At 60.6% G+C, this 24,471-nt stretch carries 13 protein-coding genes and 1 pseudogene; 13 read left to right on the top strand and 1 reads right to left on the bottom strand.

What is annotated here, in order from left to right; all coding sequences use genetic code 11:
- Positions 1 to 223: 223 nt before the first annotated feature.
- The 3 genes from rluD to clpB all read left to right on the top strand — a co-directional run bounded on the left by rluD (position 224) and on the right by clpB (position 4,592).
- Positions 224 to 1,183 carry a 23S rRNA pseudouridine(1911/1915/1917) synthase RluD gene (rluD, locus tag C2846_RS16485; RefSeq protein ID WP_095624017.1) on the top strand — a complete coding sequence of 320 codons (960 nt, stop codon included), beginning with the start codon at positions 224 to 226 and terminating at the stop codon, positions 1,181 to 1,183.
- Positions 1,180 to 1,920 carry a peptidoglycan editing factor PgeF gene (pgeF, locus tag C2846_RS16480; protein WP_119701979.1) on the top strand — a complete coding sequence of 247 codons (741 nt, stop codon included), beginning with the start codon at positions 1,180 to 1,182 and terminating at the stop codon, positions 1,918 to 1,920. Before rluD ends, pgeF begins: the two co-directional genes overlap by 4 nt.
- 104 nt (positions 1,921 to 2,024) lie before the next feature.
- Positions 2,025 to 4,592: an ATP-dependent chaperone ClpB gene (gene clpB / locus C2846_RS16475; RefSeq protein ID WP_119701978.1), complete on the top strand. Its 2,568-nt coding sequence runs from the start codon at positions 2,025 to 2,027 to the stop codon at positions 4,590 to 4,592.
- Positions 4,593 to 4,784: 192 nt separating this feature from the next.
- On the opposite strand, the gene C2846_RS16470 is transcribed toward clpB, so the two are convergent.
- The gene (locus C2846_RS16470; protein ID WP_165443848.1) at positions 4,785 to 6,002 is read right to left on the bottom strand and encodes a CaiB/BaiF CoA transferase family protein; all 1,218 of its coding nucleotides are present in this window, start codon (positions 6,000 to 6,002) and stop codon (positions 4,785 to 4,787) included.
- Positions 6,003 to 6,325: 323 nt separating this feature from the next.
- Between C2846_RS16470 and bacA the strand changes: the two genes are divergently transcribed.
- The 10 genes and pseudogenes from bacA to C2846_RS16415 all read left to right on the top strand — a co-directional run.
- Positions 6,326 to 6,946 carry a biofilm formation regulator BacA gene (gene bacA, locus C2846_RS16465; protein ID WP_080048197.1) on the top strand — a complete coding sequence of 207 codons (621 nt, stop codon included), beginning with the start codon at positions 6,326 to 6,328 and terminating at the stop codon, positions 6,944 to 6,946.
- Between the two features lie 12 nt (positions 6,947 to 6,958).
- Complete coding sequence (locus C2846_RS16460) at positions 6,959 to 7,654, top strand: PspA/IM30 family protein (RefSeq protein ID WP_119701976.1); 696 nt, start codon at positions 6,959 to 6,961, stop codon at positions 7,652 to 7,654.
- A gap of 51 nt (positions 7,655 to 7,705) precedes the next feature.
- Positions 7,706 to 8,335: a hypothetical protein gene (locus C2846_RS16455; protein WP_119701975.1), complete on the top strand. Its 630-nt coding sequence runs from the start codon at positions 7,706 to 7,708 to the stop codon at positions 8,333 to 8,335.
- A gap of 53 nt (positions 8,336 to 8,388) precedes the next feature.
- A complete protein-coding gene (locus tag C2846_RS16450; RefSeq protein WP_240638223.1) occupies positions 8,389 to 10,461 on the top strand; it encodes a flotillin family protein in 2,073 nt (690 codons plus the stop codon).
- 77 nt (positions 10,462 to 10,538) lie between these two features.
- Positions 10,539 to 15,473, top strand: a pseudogene (locus C2846_RS16445) (DNA repair ATPase); the annotation flags it as partial.
- Positions 15,474 to 15,576: 103 nt separating this feature from the next.
- Positions 15,577 to 16,116, top strand: a complete 540-nt coding sequence (locus C2846_RS16440; RefSeq protein ID WP_119701973.1) for a YaeQ family protein — start codon at positions 15,577 to 15,579, stop codon at positions 16,114 to 16,116.
- 6 nt (positions 16,117 to 16,122) lie between these two features.
- On the top strand, positions 16,123 to 17,838 hold the full coding sequence (gene recJ, locus C2846_RS16435) for a single-stranded-DNA-specific exonuclease RecJ (protein WP_119701972.1): 1,716 nt from the start codon (positions 16,123 to 16,125) through the stop codon (positions 17,836 to 17,838).
- A 219-nt stretch (positions 17,839 to 18,057) separates the two neighbouring features.
- Positions 18,058 to 19,656, top strand: a complete 1,599-nt coding sequence (locus C2846_RS16425; protein WP_080048190.1) for a GMC family oxidoreductase — start codon at positions 18,058 to 18,060, stop codon at positions 19,654 to 19,656.
- Between the two features lie 82 nt (positions 19,657 to 19,738).
- A complete protein-coding gene (locus C2846_RS16420; RefSeq protein WP_205890257.1) occupies positions 19,739 to 22,438 on the top strand; it encodes a cation-translocating P-type ATPase in 2,700 nt (899 codons plus the stop codon).
- A gap of 116 nt (positions 22,439 to 22,554) precedes the next feature.
- The coding region (locus C2846_RS16415) for a putative bifunctional diguanylate cyclase/phosphodiesterase (protein WP_165443847.1) at positions 22,555 to 24,471 on the top strand (1,917 nt) is incomplete at its 3' end.

Raw genomic sequence — 24,471 nt, 5'->3', positions numbered from 1 at the left:
TAAAAACAGCCTCAAAATGCTCATTTACACCGAGTAAACTGCGCTTTTTCGGCTGTTTTTGCCTTGTCTTGCCTGCCTCGTCTACGTTTTCCAGAGGTTCCCTTGCATATCCAGGCGGTCGATCTCGACCGGCCTGTGAACCGAGCCCGTATTTAACCACAGCGCGGTGGTGAAACCAAAAGGGAATACAAGCCCGTAAACCCCGTGCAGTAATGAGTCCCGCATGTCCGAACGCATTCGTCTATCCGCCCAGGTGGCACCCGAACAAGGTGGTCAACGCCTTGACCAGATTGCCGCCCAGTTGTTCCCCGATCACTCGCGTTCTCGCCTGCAAGGCTGGATCAAGGATGGCAGCCTGACCGTCGATGGCCGCTCGCTGCGCCCGCGCGACACTCTGTATGGCGGTGAGCAACTGGAACTGGATGCCGAGCGTGAGGTGCAGGGCGACTGGCAGCCCGAGGCTATCGAGTTGGCCGTGGTCTATGAGGATGACAGCCTGTTGGTGATCAACAAGCCTGCCGGGCTGGTGGTGCATCCGGCTGCCGGGCACCAGGATGGCACGCTGCTCAATGCCCTGCTGCATCACGCGCCACAGCTGGCCACGGTACCCCGGGCCGGGATTGTCCACCGGTTGGACAAGGACACCACCGGCCTGATGGTGGTGGCCAAGACGCTCGAGGCACAGACCGATCTGGTGGCCCAGCTCCAGGCCCGGACCGTAACCCGAGAATACGAATGTGTGGTGGTCGGGGTGATGACTGCCGGCGGCAAGGTCGATGCGCCTATTGCCCGGCATGGCGTCAACCGGCAGAAAATGGCGGTGGTCGCCGATGGCAAGCCAGCGGTCAGTCATTATCGGGTGATCCGGCGGTTTCGTGCGCATACTCATGTCCGGGTCAAGCTGGAGACCGGTCGTACCCACCAGATTCGTGTGCACATGAGTCATATCCATTTTCCGCTGGTCGGTGATCAGACCTATGCCGGGCGGCTGCGGATTCCGCCGGGCGCCAGTCCTGAGCTGGTCAAACTGCTGCGTGAGTTTCCGCGTCAGGCATTGCATGCCCGGCGTCTGGAACTGGAGCACCCTCTCGATGGTCGATTGATGAGCTGGGAGGTTCCATTGCCCCAGGACATGATTGAATTGCTGACGCTGCTGCGTGAAGACGGTGAACTCGACGAATGATCAAGGATATTTTGACTGCCAAATGGCCGGCACCAAGGCAGGTGCGTACCTGTATCACCACCCGACTGGGGGGTGACAGCCTGGCCCCGTGGGACAGCTTTAATCTGGCTACCCATGTGGAGGATGACCCTGCGCATGTGGCCGCCAATCGCCAGCGCTTGCAGGCTGCATTGGGCTGTCAGCCGGCGTGGCTGGAGCAGACCCACAGTACCCGGGTGGTCAGGGCCGATCCTGCGGTTGTTGCTGATGCCGATGCCAGCTGGACCGACCAGCCGGGCATTGCCTGTGCGGTGCTGACCGCCGACTGCCTGCCGGTACTATTGTGTGATCAGTCCGGCAACCGGGTTGCGGCGGCGCATGCCGGTTGGCGTGGGCTGGCCGATGGGGTGCTGGAAGCTACGGTGCAGGCCATGGGCTGTGCACCAGAATCGCTGATGGCCTGGTTGGGGCCGGCAATCGGACCACAGGTGTTCGAGGTGGGGGAAGAGGTTTTTGAAGCCTTTACGGCAACGGATGAGTCTGCTGTACAGGCGTTCGAGCCGACCGAGCGCGAAGACCACTACCTGGCGGATATCTATCAGCTTGCCCGCCTGCGGCTCAAGCGCCTGGGGGTGCAGCATCTGTATGGCGGCGGCCTGTGCACGGTCAGCGATGCGCAACGATTCTATTCCTATCGACGTGATGGTCAGACCGGGCGGATGGCTTCGCTGATTTGGCTCGAGCCGACAAACATTTGACTCCAGTCAACATTGTGTGGCTTGAAAGAGCAATAATCGTCCCTATCTAGTGATCATTGACATTGATCGGGCCCGACTCGGGGCCATGCAGATAGGACAAGTCCATGCGTATTGACCGTTTGACCAGCAAACTCCAGGTCGCCCTGTCCGACGCCCAGTCGTTGGCGGTCGGTCGCGACCATAATCAAATTGACCCGTTGCATCTGATGCTGGCGTTGATCGACCAGCAGGGCGGCTCGATCCGTCCGTTGCTGATGCAGACCGGCTTCGACATCAATCATCTCAAGCAGGAGTTGGGCAAGGCGCTCGACAAGCTGGCCACGGTGAGCAATCCGACTGGTGATGTGACCCTGTCGCAGGAGCTGGCGCGGCTGCTGAACAAGGCCGATAGCCTGGCGCAAAAACGTGGCGACCAGTTCATTTCCAGTGAGCTGGTACTGCTGGCGGCGATGGATGACAGCACCGCCCTGGGCAAGCTGCTGCTGGGCCAGGGGGTATCGAAAAAGGCCCTGGAAAACGCCATCAACAACCTGCGCGGTGGCGAAGCGGTCAACGACCCGAATGCCGAGGAGTCGCGCCAGGCGCTGGACAAGTACTGCGTCGACATGACCAAGCGGGCCGAGGACGGCAAGCTCGATCCGGTGATCGGTCGTGATGACGAAATCCGCCGCACCATTCAGGTCCTGCAGCGCCGGACCAAGAACAACCCGGTGCTGATCGGTGAGCCCGGCGTGGGCAAGACCGCGATTGTCGAGGGGCTGGCCCAACGCATCATCAATGGCGAAGTGCCCGATGGTCTCAAGGACAAGCGCCTGCTGGCGCTGGACATGGGCGCGCTGATCGCCGGAGCCAAGTTCCGTGGCGAGTTCGAGGAACGTCTCAAGGCGGTGCTCAACGAGCTGTCCAAGCAGGAAGGTCGGATCATCCTGTTCATTGACGAGCTGCACACCATGGTCGGGGCCGGCAAGGCCGAGGGTGCCATGGATGCCGGCAACATGCTTAAACCAGCGCTGGCCCGGGGTGAGTTGCACTGCGTGGGTGCCACCACCCTCGATGAATACCGCCAGTACATCGAGAAGGATGCCGCGCTGGAGCGCCGGTTCCAGAAGGTGCTGGTCGATGAGCCGAGCGAGGAAGATACCATCGCCATCCTGCGTGGCCTCAAAGAGCGCTACGAAGTGCATCACGGCGTGACTATCACTGATGGCGCGATCATTGCCGCAGCCAAGCTCAGTCACCGCTATATCACCGATCGCCAACTGCCGGACAAGGCCATTGACCTGATCGACGAAGCGGCCAGTCGCATCCGCATGGAAATCGACTCCAAGCCGGAGGAGCTGGACCGTCTGGATCGGCGTCTGATTCAGCTCAAGATCGAGCGCGAAGCGCTGAAGAAGGAAGATGACGAGGCGACCAAAAAGCGTCTGGCCAAGCTGGAAGAAGACATCGCCAAGCTCGAGCGCGAGTACGCCGATCTGGAGGATATCTGGAAATCCGAGAAAGCCGAGGTGCAGGGTTCGGCGCAGATCCAACAAAAGATTGAACAGGCCCGGACCGAGCTGGAGCTGGCCCGGCGCAAGGGAGATCTCAACCGCATGGCTGAGTTGCAGTACGGGGTGATCCCGGACCTGGAGCGCAGCCTGCAGATGGTCGATGCCCATGGCAAGAGCGAAAACCAGTTGCTGCGCAGCAAGGTCACCGACGAGGAAATCGCCGAAGTGGTGTCCAAGTGGACCGGTATTCCGGTCAGCAAGATGCTCGAAGGTGAGCGCGACAAACTGCTGCGTATGGAAGACGCTCTGCACAAACGGGTAGTCGGTCAGCACGAGGCAGTGGTGGCGGTGGCCAATGCGGTGCGCCGCTCGCGTGCAGGCCTGAGCGACCCGAATCGCCCGAGCGGCTCATTCCTGTTCCTTGGTCCGACCGGGGTGGGCAAGACCGAGCTGTGTAAGGCGCTTGCCGAGTTCTTGTTCGATACCGAAGAGGCGATGGTGCGTATCGACATGTCCGAGTTCATGGAGAAGCACTCGGTGGCTCGTCTGATCGGTGCGCCTCCGGGTTACGTCGGCTATGAAGAGGGTGGCTATCTGACCGAGGCGGTGCGGCGTAAGCCCTACTCGGTGATTCTCATGGATGAGGTCGAGAAGGCCCATCCGGATGTGTTCAACGTGCTGCTGCAGGTGCTGGAGGATGGTCGCCTGACCGATAGTCAGGGGCGTACTGTCGACTTCAAAAACAGTGTGGTGGTCATGACCTCTAACCTGGGCTCGGCCCAGATTCAGGATCTGGCCGGTGATCCCGAGGCGCAAAAGGCGGCGGTGATGGATGCGGTCAGCAGCCACTTCCGTCCTGAATTCATCAACCGGATTGATGAGGTGGTGGTGTTCGATCCGCTCGGCAAGGAGCAGATCGGTGGCATTGCCGAGATCCAGTTGCAGCGCCTGCGTCAGCGTCTGGCCGAGCGCGAGCTGAATCTGGAGCTTTCAGGTGAGGCGCTGGACAAGCTGATTGCCGTCGGCTACGACCCGGTCTATGGTGCCCGGCCGCTCAAGCGGGCGATTCAGCGCTGGATCGAGAACCCGCTGGCGCAGCGCATTCTGGCCGGTGATTTCGAGCCGGGTGCGCTGATCAAGGTCGGGGTTGAAGGCGAGCAGTTCGTGTTCGGCCAGTGAGTCTTGCCGGGAGTGCTAGGGAAACACTGATTAATTGCACGCAAGCTCAGTAGCCCGGTTGTCACTGACCTGTTCTGGACTGTCGATGCCCTGGACGGGCATCGTCAAGCCCCCAGGGACGGGTTTACGGCGTGTCCAGAACGGGTCAGTGACAATTGGGCTAACACCGACATTGGTGTAATCAGTGTCTCTCTAGACCACGCCGGCAGCGCGCAGTCGGGCCAGGGCTGCGGCGTCGTAGCCCAGGGTCTTGAGCAGTTCTTCGGTATGCTCGCCCAGCTCTGGTCCGCGCCATTCGCTTGAGCCCGGGGTCTCCGACAGTTTGGGTACGATACCGGGCATCTTGAACGGCTTGCCATCCGGCAGTTGGGCATCAATGAACATGTCACGGGCGAGAAACTGCGGGTCCTTGAACATGTCGGCTACCGAGTAAATCTGGCTGGCCGGTACTTCGGCTGCGTTCAAGAGATTGAGCGCCTGATCCTGCGGCAGGCTCGCGGCCCAGGTGTCAATCAGTGCATAGAGCTCGTCACGCCGGGCATCACGCCCGGCATTGTCGGCCAGGCTCGGGTCGTCGGCCAGGTCGTTGCGGCCGATGGCGCGCATGAAACGCTGGAAGATCGCATCGCCGTTGGCGCCAATCTGAATCGCCTTGCCGTCGGCGCAGGTATGGATCGAGGATGGGGTGATGCCGGGCATGATATTGCCACTGCGCTCGCGGATAAAACCCAGTACGTCGAACTCCGGGACCAGGCTCTCCATCATCGCGAACACCGCCTCATACAGGGCTACATCCACAACCTGACCCTGGCCACCGTTGACTTCACGGTGACGCAGCGCCATCAGCGCGCCAATCACGCCCCACAAGGCGGCAATCGAGTCGCCGATGGAGATGCCGGTGCGTACCGGCGGGCGATCCTCGAATCCGGTGATGTAGCGCAGTCCGCCCATCGATTCACCCACCGCACCAAAGCCCGGCTGATCTTTCAGCGGGCCGCTCTGGCCGAAGCCGGACAGCCGGACCATCACCAGTCCTGGATTCAGTGCATGCAGAACGTCCCAGCTCAGCCCGAGCTTTTCCAGGGTGCCGGGGCGAAAGTTCTCGATCAGGATGTCGGCGTCGGCCAGCAGTCGCTTGAGAATCTCGATGCCTTCGGCCTGTTTGAGGTTGAGGGTCAGTGAGCGCTTGTTGCGGGCCTGGACGAACCACCACAGCGAGGTGCCCTCGTACAGCTTGCGCCATTTGCGCAGCGGGTCGCCGCCATCGGGCGATTCGACCTTGATCACCTCGGCGCCGAACTCGGCGCAGATTCGGGCGGCGAAGGGGCCGGCGATCAGGGTGCCGAGTTCGACGACCTTGAGGCCTGAAAGGGGCTTGCTGGGCATGCGCTCTCCTGGTGATGTGAGCATGATGACGGTCAGACACTACTGAGCTGTGATGCTTCGCGCAACCGCAATGCATTCTGGTCTGGGTGATAGCACTGGGCCAGAGTGCGACCGGGTTGGCGGATTTGGGGCTTTGCCTTGTGGTTGCGCTGTTGTTTAATAGTTGGGCGGCACTGGATGCGCCCGTCAGCAGGAAATGGAATTCTTCTCCCTCCGAGTGATTCTCACCCTGTTCATGTCGATGCTCAGCCCTCTGCTTGTAGGAGCGTTGGCTCGTGCCCGTTTATTTTTTGATTTATTACATGTGATGCGTTGATTTGTTACATGTAATAAATTAGGGTGACTTCATGGAAAAGAAATCGTCCGCCCATTACCAACGTTTGTACCGCCAGCGCCTGCGTGAGCAGGGGTTGGTCAAGAAGGAAGTCTGGATTCTGCCGGAGCACACGGCACAGCTTTTGGCATTTGAAAGGAAATTGCGCCAGCCCGATTCGAAGCTGGTTCCGCAGGAGAAGGAGGAAGGAATGAGCATGCAGCAGATATGGACTGCCCAGGGGTTGTTCGAAGCCTTGTCCGCCACCGAGCTGTTCTCGGGCGGCCAGGCCAGCATTGAGCTGATCGATGGCAGTGATCCCAGCTTGCACCTGACCATGCATGAATACGGCGATTTGCCGTTGTTTCTGGCAGTGTTCGGTGAGCAGATCGTGGTGGAAGGGCTGCTTTGGCCGGCGTCGGATGTCGAGAATGCAGTGGCCTTCAACGAAGAGGTGCTGCGCACCCATAAACTGTTCCCGCTTTCGAGTATCGGTCTGGAAACTCTGGCTGACGGCAGCCTGTGCTACACCATGTTCGGTGCTCTGAGCTCGGCTTCGACGCTCTCGGATGTGGTGTTCGAAATTGAGTTGCTGGCCGATAACGTGATCAAGGCCACGGAAGCCTATGAAGGCTTTCTCAAGGCCGGTGTCTGAGGAGACAAGCGAATGAATGTCTGGAGCAAATTGCTGACAGCGGTACGTGGCGGCGTGCATGAGGCCGGTGAGGCGGTAGTCGATAGTCAGGCACTGCGGATCCTCGATCAGGAAATTCGCGATGCTGATCAGGAGTTGCATCGCTCGCGTGAAGCCTTGGCCGGGATCATGGCCAAGCAGAAGCTGGCTGCCGAGCAGGTGGCCAAGCTGCAGGCCAAGGTGGCCGAATATGAACAGTATGCGCTCAAGGCCCTGGATGCCGGCAACGAGGCGCTGGCCCGTGAAGTGGCAGAAAAGATCGCCAACCTGGAAGTTTCTCTCAATAGCGAGCGTGAGCAGGCGGACGCCTTTGCTGCCAGTGTGGCGCAGTTGCGCAAGGCGGTCAGCCAGGCCGAAAGCAATATCAAGCGACTGAAGCAGCAGGCCGATACCATCAAGGCGACTGAAAGCGTACACAAGGCGCAGTTGGCGGTCTCGCAGCGCTATGGTGGCTCGCAGGCCAAGATGCATACCGCGCTGGAGTCACTCGAGCGGATCAAGCGCAAGCAGGCCGAACGTGGTGCTCGCATGGAAGCCGCAGCCGAACTGGCTGCCGAGGCCGATGTTGATCAGGCGCTGGACCAGAAACTGCGTGAGGCCGGTATCGTTGCCGAGAGCGGCAGTGCCGACAGCGTATTGGCGCGTCTGAAGGGCAAGGCCGGTAACTGACCGGATAGAAACTGGCCAGCCTGGCCGACACTGACAGGGATGTAGTTGCTCATGGAGCTGTTTTTTCAGACCTCAATGACCTTTCCGGTGGTATTGCTCAGCTTTGTGCTGTGTCTGGCCATTCTTTACTGGCTGGTTGTAGCTCTGGGGCTGCTGGATATCGATCTGCTCGACAGCGCCAGTGACGGGGGGCTGCAGGCCGAAGGGTTTGGCGGGCTGCTGCTCAAGCTTGGGCTGGGTGGCGTGCCGGTCACATTGCTGATTACCCTGTTGGTGTTTTTCGCCTGGCTGTTCTGCTACTTCGCCGAACTGCTGGTTCTGCGTTTCCTGCCTTTGGGCATCCTGCGTTACCCCCTTGGGCTGGTGGTTCTGATTGCCGCCCTGATGCTGGCCGCACCGGTGGTGCGTGTCGTGATTTACCCCCTGCGTCCCTTGTTTCAGCGTCTGCTGGCCAATACCACGTCGTCGCTGTTGGGGCGGACCGTGGTCGTGCGCAGCCCGCGGGTCACCGCGATGCAGGGCGAAGCGCTGCTGGAAGATGGTGGGGCGGGGCTGATTTTGCGGATTCGGGCTGATGAGTCGCTGGGCTACAAGCGCGGCGACCGTCTGGTACTGCTGGAGTACCTGGAGCCTGAGCACGCCTATCGAGTCATTACCGAGGACGAGTTCAACGGTCACTGAGCACCCGGCGCAAGGGTGCGCCCAGGGCCTTTTATCAAAGGAGATTGATTGCAATGAATCTGGCAATGTTCATGCCTTTTCTGATTGGCGTAGGTATTTTCTTCCTGCTGATCGTGGGCTTTTTCGTACTGTTCCAGGCCTTCTATATCAAGGTGCCGCAGGGAACCGCGCTGATCGTCAACGATATGTCGTCGACGCCCAAGGTGCATTTCACCGGTGCTTTGGTCTATCCGGTGATCTACAAAAAGGAGTTCATGAAGATCTCGCTGCTGACGCTCGAGGTCGATCGGCGCGGCAAGGACGGCCTGATCTGTATGGACAACCTGCGCGCCGACATTACCGTGGCCTTCTATCTGCGAGTTAACGAAACCCAGCAAGATGTGCTCAAGGTGGCCAAGGCTATTGGTGTCGAACGTGCCTCTGATCGCGCCGCAGTGAACGAGCTGTTCAATGCCAAATTTTCCGAAGCGCTGAAAACTGTGGGCAAGAAGTTCGACTTCGTCAGCCTGTTCGAGGAGCGGCAGAACTTCCGTGATCGGATTATCGAGGTGATCGGTAACGACCTTAACGGTTATGTGCTCGAAGACGTGGCGATCGACTATCTTGAGCAGACCCCCAAGGCTTCGCTCGATCCGCACAACATTCTCGACGCCGAGGGTATTCGCAAGATTACCGAACTGACGGCAGCCCAGAATGTGATCACTAATGAACTGGAGCGCAACGAGGAACTGGCGATCCAGAAAAAGAACGTTGAGACCCGCGAAGCGGCACTGTCGCTTGAGCGTCAGCAGGCTGATGCCGAGGCGCGGCAGAAGCGTGAGATTGAAACCATTCGCGCCCGCGAAGAGGCAGAGACCTTCAAGGTCCGCGAGGAGGAGCGCCTCAAGGCCGAGCAGGCACGCATCCAGACTCAGCAGGAGCTGGATATTCGCAACGAAAACCACCAGCGCGAAGTCGAGGTTGCTCAGCAGAATCGCCAGCGTGCAGTCGTGATCGAGGTTGAAAAGGTTGAGCGTGCCCGGTCTCTGGAAGTAGTGGCACGTGAGCGTGAAGTCGAACTGCAGCGCATCGAGAAGGAAAAGGCCCTGGAGGAAGAGCGCAAGGCGATTGCCGCAGTGATCCGCGAGCGGGTAGCGGTCGAGAAGACCGTAGCCCAGGAAGAAGAGCGGATCAAGGAAGTGCGCGAAGTCTCCGAGGCCGAGCGCCTCAAGCAGGTGGTGGTGCTCAACGCCCAGGCCGAAGCCGAGCAGGAGCTGGTGCGTCAGGTCAAGCAGGCCGAAGCCGACGAGACTCGTTCGCGGCACAAGGCAGTGGAAATCAACAACATGGCCCAGGCCGAGCTGGAAGCGGCGGCCAAGCAGGCCGAAGCCAAGAAGAAACTGGCCGAAGGTATTCAGGCCGAGCAGGCTGCCACTGGCCTGGCTGCTGCCAAGGTGCGGGAAATCACCGCAGCGGCTATGGAGAAGGAAGGTCTGGCCGAGGCCAAGGTGCTGGCCGAACAGATGGCCGCCGAGGCTCGTGGCGAGGAAGAAAAAGGCCTGGCAGCGGCACGGGTGACCGAAGCTCAGGCGCAGGCTCGCGAGAAGGAAGGCCTGACCGAAGCCAAGGTGTTGGAAGAGAAGCTCACTGCGCAGGCTCGTGGCGAAGAGCAGCTTGGTGTAGCCAAGGCGCGCGCCACCAAGGATCAGGGGCTGGCCGAAGCCGAAGTGCTGCTTGAGCGCTTCAATGCCGAAGCCGAGGGTCTGGGCAAGAAATTCGGTGCCCTGGACGCGCTCAGCGACACTGCCCGTCAGCACGAAGAGTTCCGCATGCAACTGGAGAAGGGCTTCGAGGAATCGATGGCCGCCATTGCCGCGAACAAGGATATTGCCAAGGATCAGGCCGAGGTACTGGCTACCGCACTGGGTCAGGCGAAAATCGAGATCGTTGGCGGCGAAGGCGACTTCTTCAACTCGTTTGCCAAGTCTCTGTCGGTTGGCAAGGCGATCGAAGGTGTGGTTGGCAAGAGTCCGGTGGTACAGGACGTACTGCAGCGATTGCTGGCCGGCAAGGCCACAACTCAGGCCAACGGCACTCCCGTGGCCAACGGCAGCCACGCCGCTGCCAGCAACTCCGGCGATATCTGATCCCGGACGTGTCGCTCCTGGCCCCGGCATACGCCGGGGCCTTGTCACCCATACACTTCTGAGCCAGGAAAAACAGGATGTCGGACGCGCAGGCGATCAGCCAGACACAGGACGTATTGGACAGGGCGGTGGCCGAAGGCGGGGCCTACGAGGTACTGCAGCGACGCCTGCAGGAGCAGGGGCGCCAGCTACGGCAGATTGCCGACAGTCTCAACCAGCAGCGCCAGGAGGAGTTCGGCAGCAGCCGCATGGAGGTGATCGGGCGGGTCAGGATCCGTACCGAAAACAACTGCACTGCCCGCGATATCGTACAGGTCGGCGATTGCCTGCTGTTCGGTTACAACGTCTTTCTCGGCCTGAAAAAGGAAACCCGCGTCGAGGACGTTTTCTCGCTCTATCGGCTGAGTGCGCAGGATGAAGGTTATGAGGCCGAGCAGGTTGCTCTGGCTGGCAGCTTCCTGGCCGAGCCGGGGTTCGTCAACGATTTCAACGAACTTTATACCTATTACAAGAACACTCATCTGCTGCAATTGCTGGTGCGTGACGGCAAGTTGCTGGCGTGCTTCCAGATCGGTGACCGGGTCAGCGACGTGCGAGTGTTCCGCTGGTCGATATCGGTTGATGGCAAGCAGGTACGCTATATCGACAACCGTGGTGAGCGGGATATTTCTCTGCCCGGACGCTACGATTTCGAGTGGCAGAAGACCGACCGTGAGATGGTGGTCAGTGGCCGCCATCCGCACGTCAATATTCTCGATAGCGTGTTCATCGAAACTCTCGGCGGCAACCTGACCATCAAGGTTGAGAATAATACCGAAGATGGTCTGGGCATCTACCGCGAAGCGGTGCTCGACAAGACCCAGTCGCTGGATGACGCGGAGATCGAATACGCCAGGCTCGGCAGCCTGATTCTGCTCAAGGTGTTGCCCTACCGCGAAGAGCAGTGGCGCTATCTGGTCTTCAATACCCTGACCCGACAGGTCGAGCGCATCGACGCCATTGGTCTGGCCTGTGTGCAACTGCCGGAAGACCACGGGATTATCTTTCCCGGCGGCTACTATCTGCAGAACGGTGAACACAAGGCCTTCGACCAATCGATGCAGGGCATGCGCTTCAAGCGGGCGGTGCGTTCACCCAATGGTGAGGATGTGCAGTACATCTTCTACCATCCCGAGCAAGGGCGCTCGGCGCTGTTCACCTACAACATGATCAGTCGTGAGCTGCAGAACCCGATTTTTGGCCATGGCTATGCCCGGCTCGAGGATGGCCGCATGGTCATCTTCGCTGCCGAGGGCGATGAGCCGACCCGTATCCATCCGATGCAGATCTGGCAAACGCCGTTCTGCTCCGACGAGTTCGCCGCTCGCCAGCCGCAACGCAGTGGTTTCTTCGGCCGTATCGGCAACCCCGAGCTGGTTCGCGGAATTTCCGAACTGCTCAACCTGAGCCGCGAGATCGACAGTTCTGAGGTGTCGATTCAGCGCTATACGCAACTGTGTATCAATACCCGGCGGCTGTTCGATGCCTATCACTGGCTGGATGACCCACACTGTCAGGGTCTTGCATCGGTACTGCACGAGATTGCCGCCACCGGTGAACTGGTACTCGATGAGTTTGAGAAGGTTGAAAGCATTCGTCAGCAGTCGGCCCGGGCAATGGCTGAGGCCGAGACGCGTTTCCGGACCCTCAATGAGAGTCTGCGCAGCGATGACTGGAAGCAGGTGCAGGATTACGTCGCTGCGCTCAATGGCATCAATGCCTTGCGTGGTCAGTTGCTGACGATTCGTGACTACCGCTATATCGATGTCGCCCGCATCGATGAGATGGAACAGCAACTGCTCGAATCCCAGGAGCGGGTTGCCGCCGCCACCGCTGCGTTTCTTGCCAGTGATGCCGCCCTGCAGCCCTATGCCGAGGCGTTGCAGGAGCACGACCAGCAGGCCCGTGAGGCTGTCAGCGTGGCGCAATTGCGCGAGCATCTCGAGGCATTCGAGACGATGGCGACCGATCTCGACATGCTGTCGGGGCTGATGGCCTCTCTGCAGATCGATGATGCCACCCAGCGTACCGCGATCGTCGACTCGATCTCCGAAGTCTATGCCCGGCTCAATCAGGCCCGGGCGCGGGCGGATCAACAGCGTCGCAGTCTGGGCTCAGCCGAGCAGGTGGCACAGTTCGGGGCCCAGTTCCGGCTGTTCAGTCAGGGCATTACCAGTGCGCTGGGGCAGGCCCGTGACCCGGAGCGCTGTGATGAGCAACTGTCGCGCTTGCTGGTGCAGCTAGAGGAACTGGAAAGCCGATTTGGTGATCACGAGGAGTTTCTCGGCGATATCCTGGCCAAGCGTGAAGAGTTGCTGGAAACCTTCGAGACCCATCGCCAGGCTCTGGTCGATGAACGCCAGCGTCGGGCTCAGGGCTTGCTGGATGCGGCGTTGCGGATTATCGACAGCCTTGGCCGGCGTACCGCGCGTTTTACCCAGGCCGATGAGCTGAACGCATTCTTTGCCTCCGATCCACTGATTCTCAAGTTGCGTGAGCTGACCGAGCGCTTGCGCGAGCTGCAGGATAACGTTAAGGCTGATGATGTCGAAGCCCGGCTCAAGCAAGCCAGGGATCAGGCCGTGCGGGGGCTGCGCGACAAGAGCGAGCTGTTCGAGAACGGCGGCAATATCATTCGCCTGGGGCCGCGTCATCGCTTCAGCGTCAATACCCAGGAACTCGATCTGACGCTGATGCCGCGCGGCGATCACCTGCATTTGCATCTGACCGGCACTGACTTTCTGGAGCCGTTGGTCCACCCCGAACTCGAGCAGTTGCGTGAGTTCTGGCAGGTAGCGCTGGAGTCTGAATCGGCACAACTGTATCGCGCCGAATACCTGGCCGGTGAGCTGCTGGCGGCTGCCGAAGCGGGTGAGCACGGTCTGAGCCTGGAGCTGTTGCATGGGCAATTGCTGGACCCCGAGCAACTGGTCCGGACCTTGCGCGATTTCGCCACCCCGCGCTACCGCGAAGGTTATGAGAAAGGTATCCACGATCATGATGCCGCGCTGATTCTGGCGCAGTTGTTGCCGCTGCGAGATAGCGCTGGTTTGCTGCGCTTCTCGCCGCAGGCGCGGGGCCAGGCGGTGTTCTTCTGGAGCCAGTGCAGCCAGGATGAGGCCTCAGCACACTGGCCGCAGCGTGCTCGCAGCGCATTGCATATCCGTCAGTTGTTCGGCCCTGATGACGGTTTGCGGCAACTGCAGCAGGAAGTGCTCCAGAGCTTGCGTCAGTGGTGCGAGGAGCAGGGGCTGGAGACAGCCGAGCAAGGGCTCGGCGAGGCGGCCGAGTATCTGGTGTTGGTGCTGGCTGGCGAGTCGCACGAATGGCTGTTCAGCAAGTATGCCGAACATCTGCTCGAAGGCTTGCGCCAACGACTTGAGCAAGCCGCCATCTGGGATGACTATCAGCAGGCGCTGGCGCGTCTGGATGGCCGGCCGGGGGCGCGCTGGTGGCTGGTGGACAACTGGTTGCGCGGGCTCTGTCAGGCATCCGAGTATGCGGGGCTGGCAGCCTACATTCCGGAGGCCATTGCCCTGGCACTGCTCGCTGACGGGCTGACTGCACGGATAACCGAGGTTGACCTGCAGTTTCGGGTTGAGCAACTGCTGGGCGAGCACCCGCGTATCAGCCAGGGCTGCATGGACCTGGCGGTGGACGACTTCTTTGCTCGGCTGCGCTATCACCGCGAGCGTTTCCTGCCTGGTTTGCGCCGCTACCAGAGCCTGCGTCAGGCGGTGATCCAGCAGCAGCGCGATGACTTGCGGCTGTCCGAATTCAAGCCCAGACCGCTCAGCTCCTTTGTACGCAACAAGCTGATCAACGATGTCTATCTTGGGGTAATCGGCGACAACCTGGCCAAGCAGATGGGTACCGCCGGAGAGAACCGGCGCTCGGATTTGACCGGCTTGTTGATGCTGATTTCGCCGCCCGGTTATGGCAAGACCACCTTGATGGAGTACGTGGCCCATCGCCTGGGCCTGGTATTCATGAAAATCAATGGACCGTCGCTGGGGCATGAAGTGCGTTCGCTGGACCCGGCCCAGGCCCCGGATGCGACCTCGGCGCAGGAACTGGTCAAACTCAACCTGGCGCTGGAAATGGGCAACAACGTCATGCTCTATGTCGACGACATCCAGCATACCCATCCGGAGTTTCTGCAGAAATTCATTTCCCTGTGTGATGGTACTCGGCGTATCGAGGGGGTATGGAAAGGACGCACGCGCACCTATGACATGCGTGGGCGCAAGTTCTGTGTGGTAATGGCCGGTAACCCCTATACCGAATCCGGTGAGGTATTCAAGATTCCCGACATGCTGGCCAACCGCGCTGACATCTACAACCTTGGCGACACCCTGGGCGGCATGCAGGAGGTGTTCGCGCTCAGTTATATCGAGAACAGCCTGACCTCCAGCCCGGTGCTGGCACCGCTGGCAACTCGCGACATGCAGGATGTCTATCGGTTTGTTGCCAAGGCAGAAGGCAAGCCGTTCTCCAGCAATGAGCTGAGTCACAGCTACAGCACCGCCGAGATCAATGAGATCGTGGCTACTCTGGAGCGGATGATGCAGGTGCGCGATGTGGTGTTCCGGGTCAATCAGCAGTACATCGCCAGTGCCGCCCAGGATGATCGCTATCGTACCGAGCCGGCGTTTCGTTTGCAGGGCAGTTACCGCAACATGAACAAGCTGGCGGAGAAAATTTCGCCGGTGATGAATGAGCAGGAACTGCTGCAACTGATTGCCGATCATTATCAGGGTGAGGCTCAGTTGCTGACCACTGGGGCGGAGGAGAACCTGCTCAAACTGGCTGAACTGCGGGGTAATCTGACTTCGGAGCAGGCTGAGCGCTGGGCCAGGATCAAGGCCGACTTCATGCGCAACAAGGCCATGGGCGGCAGCGACGAGGATGTCGGCAACCGGGTAGTGGCGCAGTTGGTCAGCATTGCCGAACAGTTGCGAGCCCTGGGCCAGCACTGACGCTGATTGAATCAGTGTTTCCTTCGTGCAACCACCCTCACTGCGGGGGTGGTTTTGCGCTACACTGGCCGCCCACCCAGCTCCGGATATGCATCTCATGGCTCTGCAAGCCACGCCTTATAAGATTAATCTCAACCTCAGTGACACCGATCGCGGGGTCTACGAAAATCTGCGCATGACCGTGGCGCGTCATCCTTCCGAGACCGAGCAGCGGCTGACGGTGCGGATTCTGGCCTACGCCCTCTGGTACAACGAAGCGCTGAGTTTTGGTCGCGGGTTGTCGGATACCGATGAGCCGGCCCTGTGGGAAAAAAGTCTGGATGGTCGGGTCATGCACTGGATCGAAGTAGGTTTGCCGGATGCAGACCGTCTGACCTGGTGTTCGCGGCGGGCCGAAAGGGTGTCATTGCTAGCCTATGGCAACACCCGGGTGTGGGCCGGAAAAGTGGGTTCGGCGGCGGCCATGCTCAAGAATCTGAGTATCGCGGTGGTTGAGCAGGAGCCGCTGGAGGCGCTGGCTACTGACTTGCCACGCAGTATTGACTGGGGAGTGATGATCAGTGACGGCGTTATTTATGTCAGCGATGCCCAGGCCCAGCATGAACTGAGTCTGGAATGGTTGCAGGGCGAGCGCTGAGGTTCTATGCGTATCGAGTCCCGCCCGCTGCCCGAGCAACTGCCTGACCTGGGTGAGCTGCCGCCGTTGTTGACCCGCCTGTATGCCGCCCGTGGTGTCTGCTCCGCGGCCGAACTCGATCGGCGTCTGCAAGCCTTGTTGCCATATTCCCTGCTCAAGGGCATTGATGCGGCGGTGGCGCTGTTGCAGCAGGCGCTGGAGCAGCGTCAGTCGCTGCTGATTGTCGGCGATTTCGATGCCGATGGCGCCACCGCCAGCAGCGTAGCGGTGCTGGCGCTACGGGCGTTGGGGGCGGCGCGGGTCGATTACCTGGTGCCCAACCGGTTCGAGTATGGCTATGGCCTGACCCCGGAAATCGTCGCCGTGGCCCGGCAATATCAGCCCGACGTGCTGGTGACCGTGGACAACGGCATCTCCAGTATCGACGGGGTAGCGGCGGCACGGGCCGCCGGAATGCGGGTGCTGGTCACTGATCATCACTTGCCGGCCGAACAACTGCCGGCAGCCGACGCCATCGTCAATCCCAATCAGCCAGGTTGTGAATTCCCCAGCAAGGGAATTGCCGGGGTCGGGGTGATCTTCTATGTGATGCTGGCATTGCGCGCGGCATTGCGCGAATCGGGCTGGTTCACTGAGCGGCCCGAGCCGAATCTGGGCGAGTTGCTTGATCTGGTGGCACTGGGCACAGTAGCCGATGTGGTGCCGCTGGATGCCAATAACCGGATTCTGGTACATCAGGGGCTGGCGCGGATCCGCGCTGGTCGCTGTCGGCCGGGTATCCGCGCGCTGCTGGAGGTGGCCGGGCGACCGATGGGGCGGCTGAGCTCCAGCGATCTTGGTTTCATTCTCGGGCCACGGCTCAATGCCGCCGGACGTCTGGACGACATGAGCCTGGGCATTGAGTGCCTGTTGACCGAGTCCGAGGACCAGGCCCAGGAAATGGCCCGTGAGCTGGATAGCCTCAACCGCGAACGCAAAAGCATCGAGCGTGAGATGCAGCAGCAGGCGCTGGCTACTCTGGAGGCGATGAGTCTGGATGCCGAGCAACTGCCATTTGGGCTGTGCCTGTTCGATCCAGACTGGCATCAGGGCGTGATCGGCATTCTTGCCTCACGGCTCAAGGACCGCTATCACCGTCCGGTGATTGCCTTTGCCGATGCCGGTAATGATGAAATCAAGGGCTCGGCCCGTTCGGTGGCCGGGCTGCATATTCGTGATGCGCTGGATGCCGTAGCGGCGCACAACCCCGGCCTGATCAGCAAGTTCGGCGGCCATGCCATGGCGGCCGGGCTGTCCTTGCCCAGGGCCCACTTCGAGACGTTTCGGGCAGCCTTCGATGTCGAGGTCCGGCGTCAGCTCAGCGCCGAGGACCTGAGCGGCCGGCTGTTGTCTGACGGCGAACTGACGGCCAGCGAATTCCGGCTCGAACTGGCCGCGCAACTGCGCGAAGCCGGCCCTTGGGGGCAGCACTTTCCCGAGCCGGGCTTTCATGGCGAATTTCAATTGATCCAGCAGCGGCTGGTTGGCGAGCGCCACCTGAAAATGGTGCTGCAACCGCCAGGCAGCACTGAAGTGCTGGATGCGATTGCCTTCAACATCGACCCTCAAGTCTGGCCCAATCCGTGCATTCAGCGAGTACGTCTGGCCTATAGCCTGGATATCAACGAGTACCGTGGGCGTCAGAGTTTGCAGTTGGTAGTCAGGTTTCTGCAGCCACTTTAGGGAACCGCCGAAAAACTAGCTGCGTTGGCAATACGGCGTTAAAAACGGCCTCAAAATGCTCATTTACACCACGTAAATTGCGCTTTTTCGGCCGTTTTTGCCTTGTCTTGCCTGCCTCGCTTACGTTTTTCAGCGGTCCCCCGGTCCAACCCCGCCAAGTCATTTGCGTCCCCGGGGATGTGTGCCACGCTTAAAGTAAAACAATACGCGTGGTGAACCATGAATCCTGGCGCGAGCAGTTACGATTACATCATTGTGGGGGCCGGTCCGGCGGGTTGCCTGCTGGCCAACCGTCTGTCTGCCCAGGCAGACAAGCGGGTGCTGCTGCTGGAAGCTGGCGGCCGCGATGACTATCCCTGGATTCATATCCCTGTTGGTTACCTGTACTGCATCGGCAACCCTCGCACCGATTGGTGCTATCAGACCGAGCCTGAGCCGGGGTTGGGCGGTCGTAGTCTGGGCTATCCGCGCGGTCGGGTGTTGGGTGGCTGCTCGTCGATCAATGGCATGATCTACATGCGTGGTCAGGCGCGTGACTATGACAGCTGGGCAGCGGCCGGGAACCCCGGCTGGAGCTGGCAGGAGGTGCTACCGCTATTCAAACGCAGTGAAAGTCATTTTGCTGGGGCCAGTGAGGTGCATGGCGGTGACGGCGAATGGCGGGTGGAAAATCAGCGGCTGCACTGGACCTTGCTCGATGACTTTCAACGGGCCGCCGCCCAGTGTGGCATCCCGCCGGTAGACGACTTCAACCGCGGCGATAACGAGGGTTGCGGCTATTTTCAGGTCAATCAGCGCAGTGGCGTGCGCTGGAATGCTGCCAAGGCCTTTCTGCAACCGGTCCGCAAACGCGCCAACCTGACCGTGCTGACCGCAGCCGAGGCGCTTTACCTGAACTTCAGCGGGCGGCGGGTCAAGGGCCTGAGTGTGCGCTGGCATGATCAGGTGCTTGATCTGGAGTGTCGGGGTGAAGTCATTCTCTGTGCCGGCGCCATAGGTTCGCCAGCGCTGTTGCAGCGCTCCGGGGTTGGCCCTCGGGGGCTGCTTGAGTCGCTCGGGGTGCCGGTGCATCATGTCCTGCCGGGCGTTGGTGAAAACCTGCAGGATCACCTGCAATTGCGCCTGATCTATCAGGTCAGCAATGCCCTGACCCTCAATCAATTGGCCGCCAGTTGGCATGGCAAGCTGAGTATGGCACTGCGTTATGCCTTCAAGCGTAGCGGCCCGTTGGCCATGGCGCCGAGTCAGTTAGGTGCCTTTGCCCGTTCTGATCCGCAGCAGCCGGCGGCCAATCTGGAGTTTCATGTGCAGCCGTTATCGCTGGAGCGTTTTGGTGAGCCGTTGCACCGGTTCCCGGCGTTCACTGCCTCGGTGTGTGATCTGCATCCACACAGCCGTGGGCATGTGCGGATCGCCAGTCACGACCCGGCCCAGGCACCGCTGATCCAGCCCAACTATCTGAGTCATCCGGAGGATCTGCGTACTGCGGTGGCGGCAATTCGCCTGGCCCGACGTATTGTGGCAGCTCCGGCGCTGCAGCCATACCAGCCACAGGAGTACAAGCCGGGGCCGGCCTATCAGACTGATGAGGAGCTGGCGGCGGCGGCCGCGCTGATCGGTACGACGATTTTTCATCCGGTCGGCACCTGTGCCATGGGCAGTGGTCCCGATGCGGTGGTCGATCATCAGCTTCGGGTACATGGCTTGAGCGGGCTGCGGGTGGCGGATGCGTCGATCATGCCGAGTATTACCTCGGGCAATACCTGCTCGCCAACCTTGATGATCGCTGAAAAGCTGGCGCAACTGATGATCGGATAATCGGGTGGAATCTTGACTTGGGCCAATGCGTCGACAAGGCTGTCGAGGTGCAATTGAGGCTAGCTTGCACTTATGGAGACTGATGATGGATCAACCGCAAAGCCCCCGGCCCTGGCATGCCCAGCCGGTTGAGCAGGTCTATGACACGCTGAACTGCACATCGTCGGGTCTCAGTCCGCCAGAGGTGGCTGAACGGCTCGCGCGGTATGGTGAGAATCGCCTGCCTGGGGTCAAGCCACGGCCACTATGGCGGCGCTTGCTGGCCCAGTTCCAACATGTGCTGATTTACATTCTGCTGGTGGCGGCGACAGTCACTGCGGTGCTCGGGCACTGGCTGGATACCAGCGTGATTCTGGCTGTAGTGGTGTTGCAGGCGGTAGTCGGGTTTATCCAGGAAGGGCGGGCCGAGCAGGCCTTGGCTGCCATTCGCCACATGCTGGCGCCCAAGGCCACGGTCTGGCGTGAAGGGGAGCGTCGACGGATTGATGCTGCCGAGCTGGTACCGGGTGATCTACTGCTGCTTGAGGCCGGTGACCGGGTAGCGGCCGATGTGCGTCTGGATCAGGTACATGGGCTCAAGGTCGATGAGGCGCTGCTGACAGGGGAGTCGGTAGCGGTGGACAAGACGGTTGAAGCCCAGGCCGAAGATGCGCCCTTGGGGGATCGGCTGGGTATGGCCTATTCCGGCACTTTGGTGCGGGCCGGTACGGCCAGGGGGATTGTCGTGGCCACCGGTGAAACGACCGAAATCGGCCGCATTTCCGGGTTGCTGGATACGCTCACGGTGCTGCAGACCCCACTGCTTGAGCAGATGAACCGGTTTGCCAAGTACCTGTCGCTGGTCATTGTGCTGGCTGGTGCCATGGTGTTTATCGCTGGCTGGTTGTTCGGTAGCCGGCCGCCGGTCGAGCTGTTCATGGCGGTGGTGGCGCTGACCGTGGCAGCCATTCCCGAGGGGTTGCCGGCGATCCTGACCATTACCCTGGCGATTGGGGTACGACGCATGGCCACCCGCCAGGCGGTAGTGCGGCGCATGCCGGTGATTGAAACCCTGGGCGCGGTTTCGGTGATCTGCTCGGACAAGACCGGCACATTGACCCGCAATGAGATGATGGTCGCGGCGGTGGTGCTGGCTGGGCGTGAATATCCGGTCAGCGGTGACGGTTACATCGTTGATGGCCGGATTGGCGACGTTGCCGCTGAACCGCCGGCGCCATTGCTGGAGCCGTTGGCTCAGGCGGCGCTGCTGTGCAATGACGCGCAGTTGGAGCATAAGGGCGACCAGATTCAAGTGCTCGGGGATCCGATGGAAGGGGCCTTGCTGGTGCTGGCGGCCAAGGCTGGTCTGGATGGCAAGGCCTATTCCGGGCAGTGGCCCCGGGTCGATGAAATACCTTTTGATGCCGATCTGCGCTATATGGCGACCTTGCATCATGACCATCATGGGCATGGCGTGATTCTGCTCAAGGGCGCTCCGGAGCGGTTGCTGGCGTTGTGTGATAGCCAGTTGGATGAACAGGGCGGCGTTCAGCCGCTGCAGCCTGAGCAATGGCTGAAGCAGGTTGAGGTATTGGCGGAGCAGGGCCTGCGGGTGCTGGCATTGGCGCGCAAGCCGGTAGCGGCTAGTCAGGCAGTGCTTAGCAGTGACGATTTGGCCAGTGGCGTACAGTTGATCGGGATTGTTGGGTTGATGGATCCGCCGCGCCAGGAAGCCATGGAAGCCATAGCCGAGTGTCATCAGGCCGGGGTTCGGGTCAAGATGATCACTGGCGATCATGCCTTGACCGCTCGGGCTATTGCCGCGCGTCTGGGGTTGCGCAATACCGAGCGGGTTGCCACCGGGCAGGAGCTGGATGCGCTGGACGATCAGCAGTTGCTGGCTTTGGCTCAGGAGGTCGACGTGTTCGCCCGGACCAGTCCGGAGCACAAGCTGCGACTGGTTCAGGCCCTGCAGTCCGCCCACGGGGTGGTGGCTATGACTGGGGATGGGGTCAACGATGCGCCGGCACTCAAGCGTGCCGATGTTGGTATCGCTATGGGCGTCAAGGGGTCGGAAGCGGCCCGAGAGGCATCCGATATCGTGCTGCTCGACGATAATTTCGCCAGCATTGCCGCGGCGGTGCGAGAAGGGAGGACGGTCTACGCCAACCTGAAAAAGGCCATCAGTTTCCTGCTGCCTATCAATGGCGGCGAGGCCGCCAGTCTGGTGGTCGCACTGTTGATTGGCCTGACGTTGCCGATCACCGCCTTGCAGATTCTCTGGGTCAACCTGGTCAGTTCGGTAGTTCTGGCCATGGGCCTGGCCTTTGAGCCCGCCGAACCGGATGTGATGCGCAAGCCGCCGCGTTCGGCCAGGGCCGCATTCCTCGACAGTTTCCTGGTCTGGCGTATCGTGCTGGTCTCGCTGCTGTTTCTTTGCGGGATCTTCGCTACCTTCCAGTGGGCGATGCATGCCGGCTTGGGTGAGGATGCGGCGCGCACGCTGGCGGTCAACACTCTGGTGGCGATGGAGGTGTTCTATCTGTTTGCCGTGCGTTATCTGGACAGCCCGGCACTGACGCTGCGTGGAGTGCTCGGCACGCCGACGGTATGGATTGTGGTGCTGTCGGTCACAGCGTTGCAACTGGCCTTCACCTATAGCCCGCCGATGCAGGCGCTGTTCGCAACCGAAAGCCTGGGCCTGTGGCCATTGGTCCTGGCACCTCTGGCCGGGGTTGTGGTGTTGCTGGTGCTGGAATTGGAGAAGCGCGTTCGTCGACCAGACCCTAGAACGGGGGATTGACGGAGTCGATATGAATGGGGTGTGATAGCCCTTTGCCAAAGTCGAGACTGCAATACGTCAGTCGACAGCGTTAAGTGGAGCATGGGGGCATGCTCTTGGCGGGGGGAGCCTGGGTAGTGCCTGACCTGAAAAAACGCCTGGAGGAAATGCAGCGCAGCCTCGGGTTGAACGCGGCTGAGCTGCAGCGACGCATGCGTTTGCTGATGCTGGAGGAGGGTGATCAGGCCGAACTGACCCCTTATCTGGCCGAGCTCGATACCATGCATCAGCGTTGTGTTGAGGCCCTGCATGAGCACCTTCAGGGCTTTGATTCGCCAGCTGCGCAGTTTGCCAGGCCCGGACTACTGGTGCGCCTGAAAGAGCATCAACTGCGTTATTCCGGACAGTTGTTGCGTGGCCCTTATGACTTGCAGTATGCCCGTTTGCGCATTCTGGTGGGGCTGACCCATGAGCGTGAACAGGTCGAATCCAAGTGGTATCTGGGCGCCTATCATTTTTATCTGAACTTTATGCATCGGGCATTGTTTGGCCAATGGCCGGATCAGCCTGAGCTGGCTGCGCGACTGTATCGTGGGCTGATGAAGGCGGTGTTCTTCGACATGACCCTGGCGGTCGATACCTATGCAGCCGCCAGCCGACTGGCGCTGGAAGACAGTGAAGCGCGTTATGCGCGAGCTGTGCGAGGGGCCAACGACGGGCTTTGGGAATGGCATGTAGATGATGATCGCCTGCAATTATCCGAGCGCTGGCTGCAGATGCTGGGGCTGGATGCCGTTACCGCACCGGCTACCCTGCATGCCTGGTCCGAGCGCATGCCGGAAAACCATCGACAGGCTTTTGCCGCGGCAGTGACCGAGCATCTGGAAGGGCGCCAACCGTTCCTGCATATTGAATGTCAGGTCCGTGATCGCTGGGACCGCCTAGTCTGGGTCCTGATCCGCGGGTTGCTGTCGGTGGATCAGCATGGCGAACGCCTGCTGGCCGGCTCGCAGTCGGATATAACCCTGCGTAAGAGCACTGAGCAGGAACTGGCCCATGCCACTTTGCATGACCCTTTGACTGGCTTGCCCAATCGGCAGCGCATGAATGAACTGCTGTTGCAGGCTTTGCAGCGCCAGGCCAAGCCCGGTGCCCGTTATGCCGCCGTACTGTTCATTGACCTGGACCGTTTCAAGCTGATCAATGACAGCCTGGGGCACCAGATAGGCGATCAGGTGCTGGTACAGGTGGCGAACCGGATCGAGCGCTGTATCCGCCCAGGTGATCACCTGTGCCGCTTTGGCGGAGACGAGTTTGTGGTGCTGCTGGATGACATGGCCCGGGCGGCGGATGCCGAGCACGTGGCCAAGCGGATCATGAGCAGCCTGCATTATCCGCTGATCGCTGGTGGTCGGCGGCTGAATATCAGCGCCAGTATCGGGGTGGCTCCGCTCAAAGGCCAGGATCAGCAGCAGGATGCCCTGCGCGAGGCTGACCTGGCATTGTATCGAGCCAAGGCGTTCGGCAAGTCGCAACTGGCGCTGTTCAACGAGACGCTGCAACAGGAAGTGCATCAACGCTTGAATCTGGAAACCGCGCTGAGCGAGGCGCTGGGACGGGGCCAGTTCGAACTGTTCTATCAGCCCATCGTCAAGGTTACCGCTGGACGTTCGCGGGTGATCGGGGTAGAAGCCTTGCTGCGCTGGTGGCAGGGCGAGGTGCTGGTGGCGCCGGATGAGTTCATTCCTGTGCTGGAAGAGACCGGTGACATCGTCAAGGTTGGCGAGTGGGTGCTGCGTCAGGCCTGCACCCAGGTGCAAACCTGGCAGACCCACGGATACCCTGGGCTGCGCTGCTCGGTCAACCTGTCCAGCCGCCAATTGCTCGAGCAAGGGTTCGCCGAACGGGTGGCTCTGATCCTGGCCGAGACCGGCCTGCCGGCCAGCAGTTTGGTGCTGGAAATTACCGAAAGCCTGTTGATGCAGGATGGTCCACAGACCCTGGCGACGCTGCGTGAACTGGAGAGCATGGGGGTACGTATTGCCCTTGATGAT

It is taken from the genome of Pseudomonas jilinensis (assembly GCF_003586265.1).
Lineage (GTDB): Bacteria > Pseudomonadota > Gammaproteobacteria > Pseudomonadales > Pseudomonadaceae > Halopseudomonas > Halopseudomonas phragmitis.
Note: the sequence above shows the minus strand (reverse complement) of the source record. Positions and strands in the feature narration are given on the sequence as shown.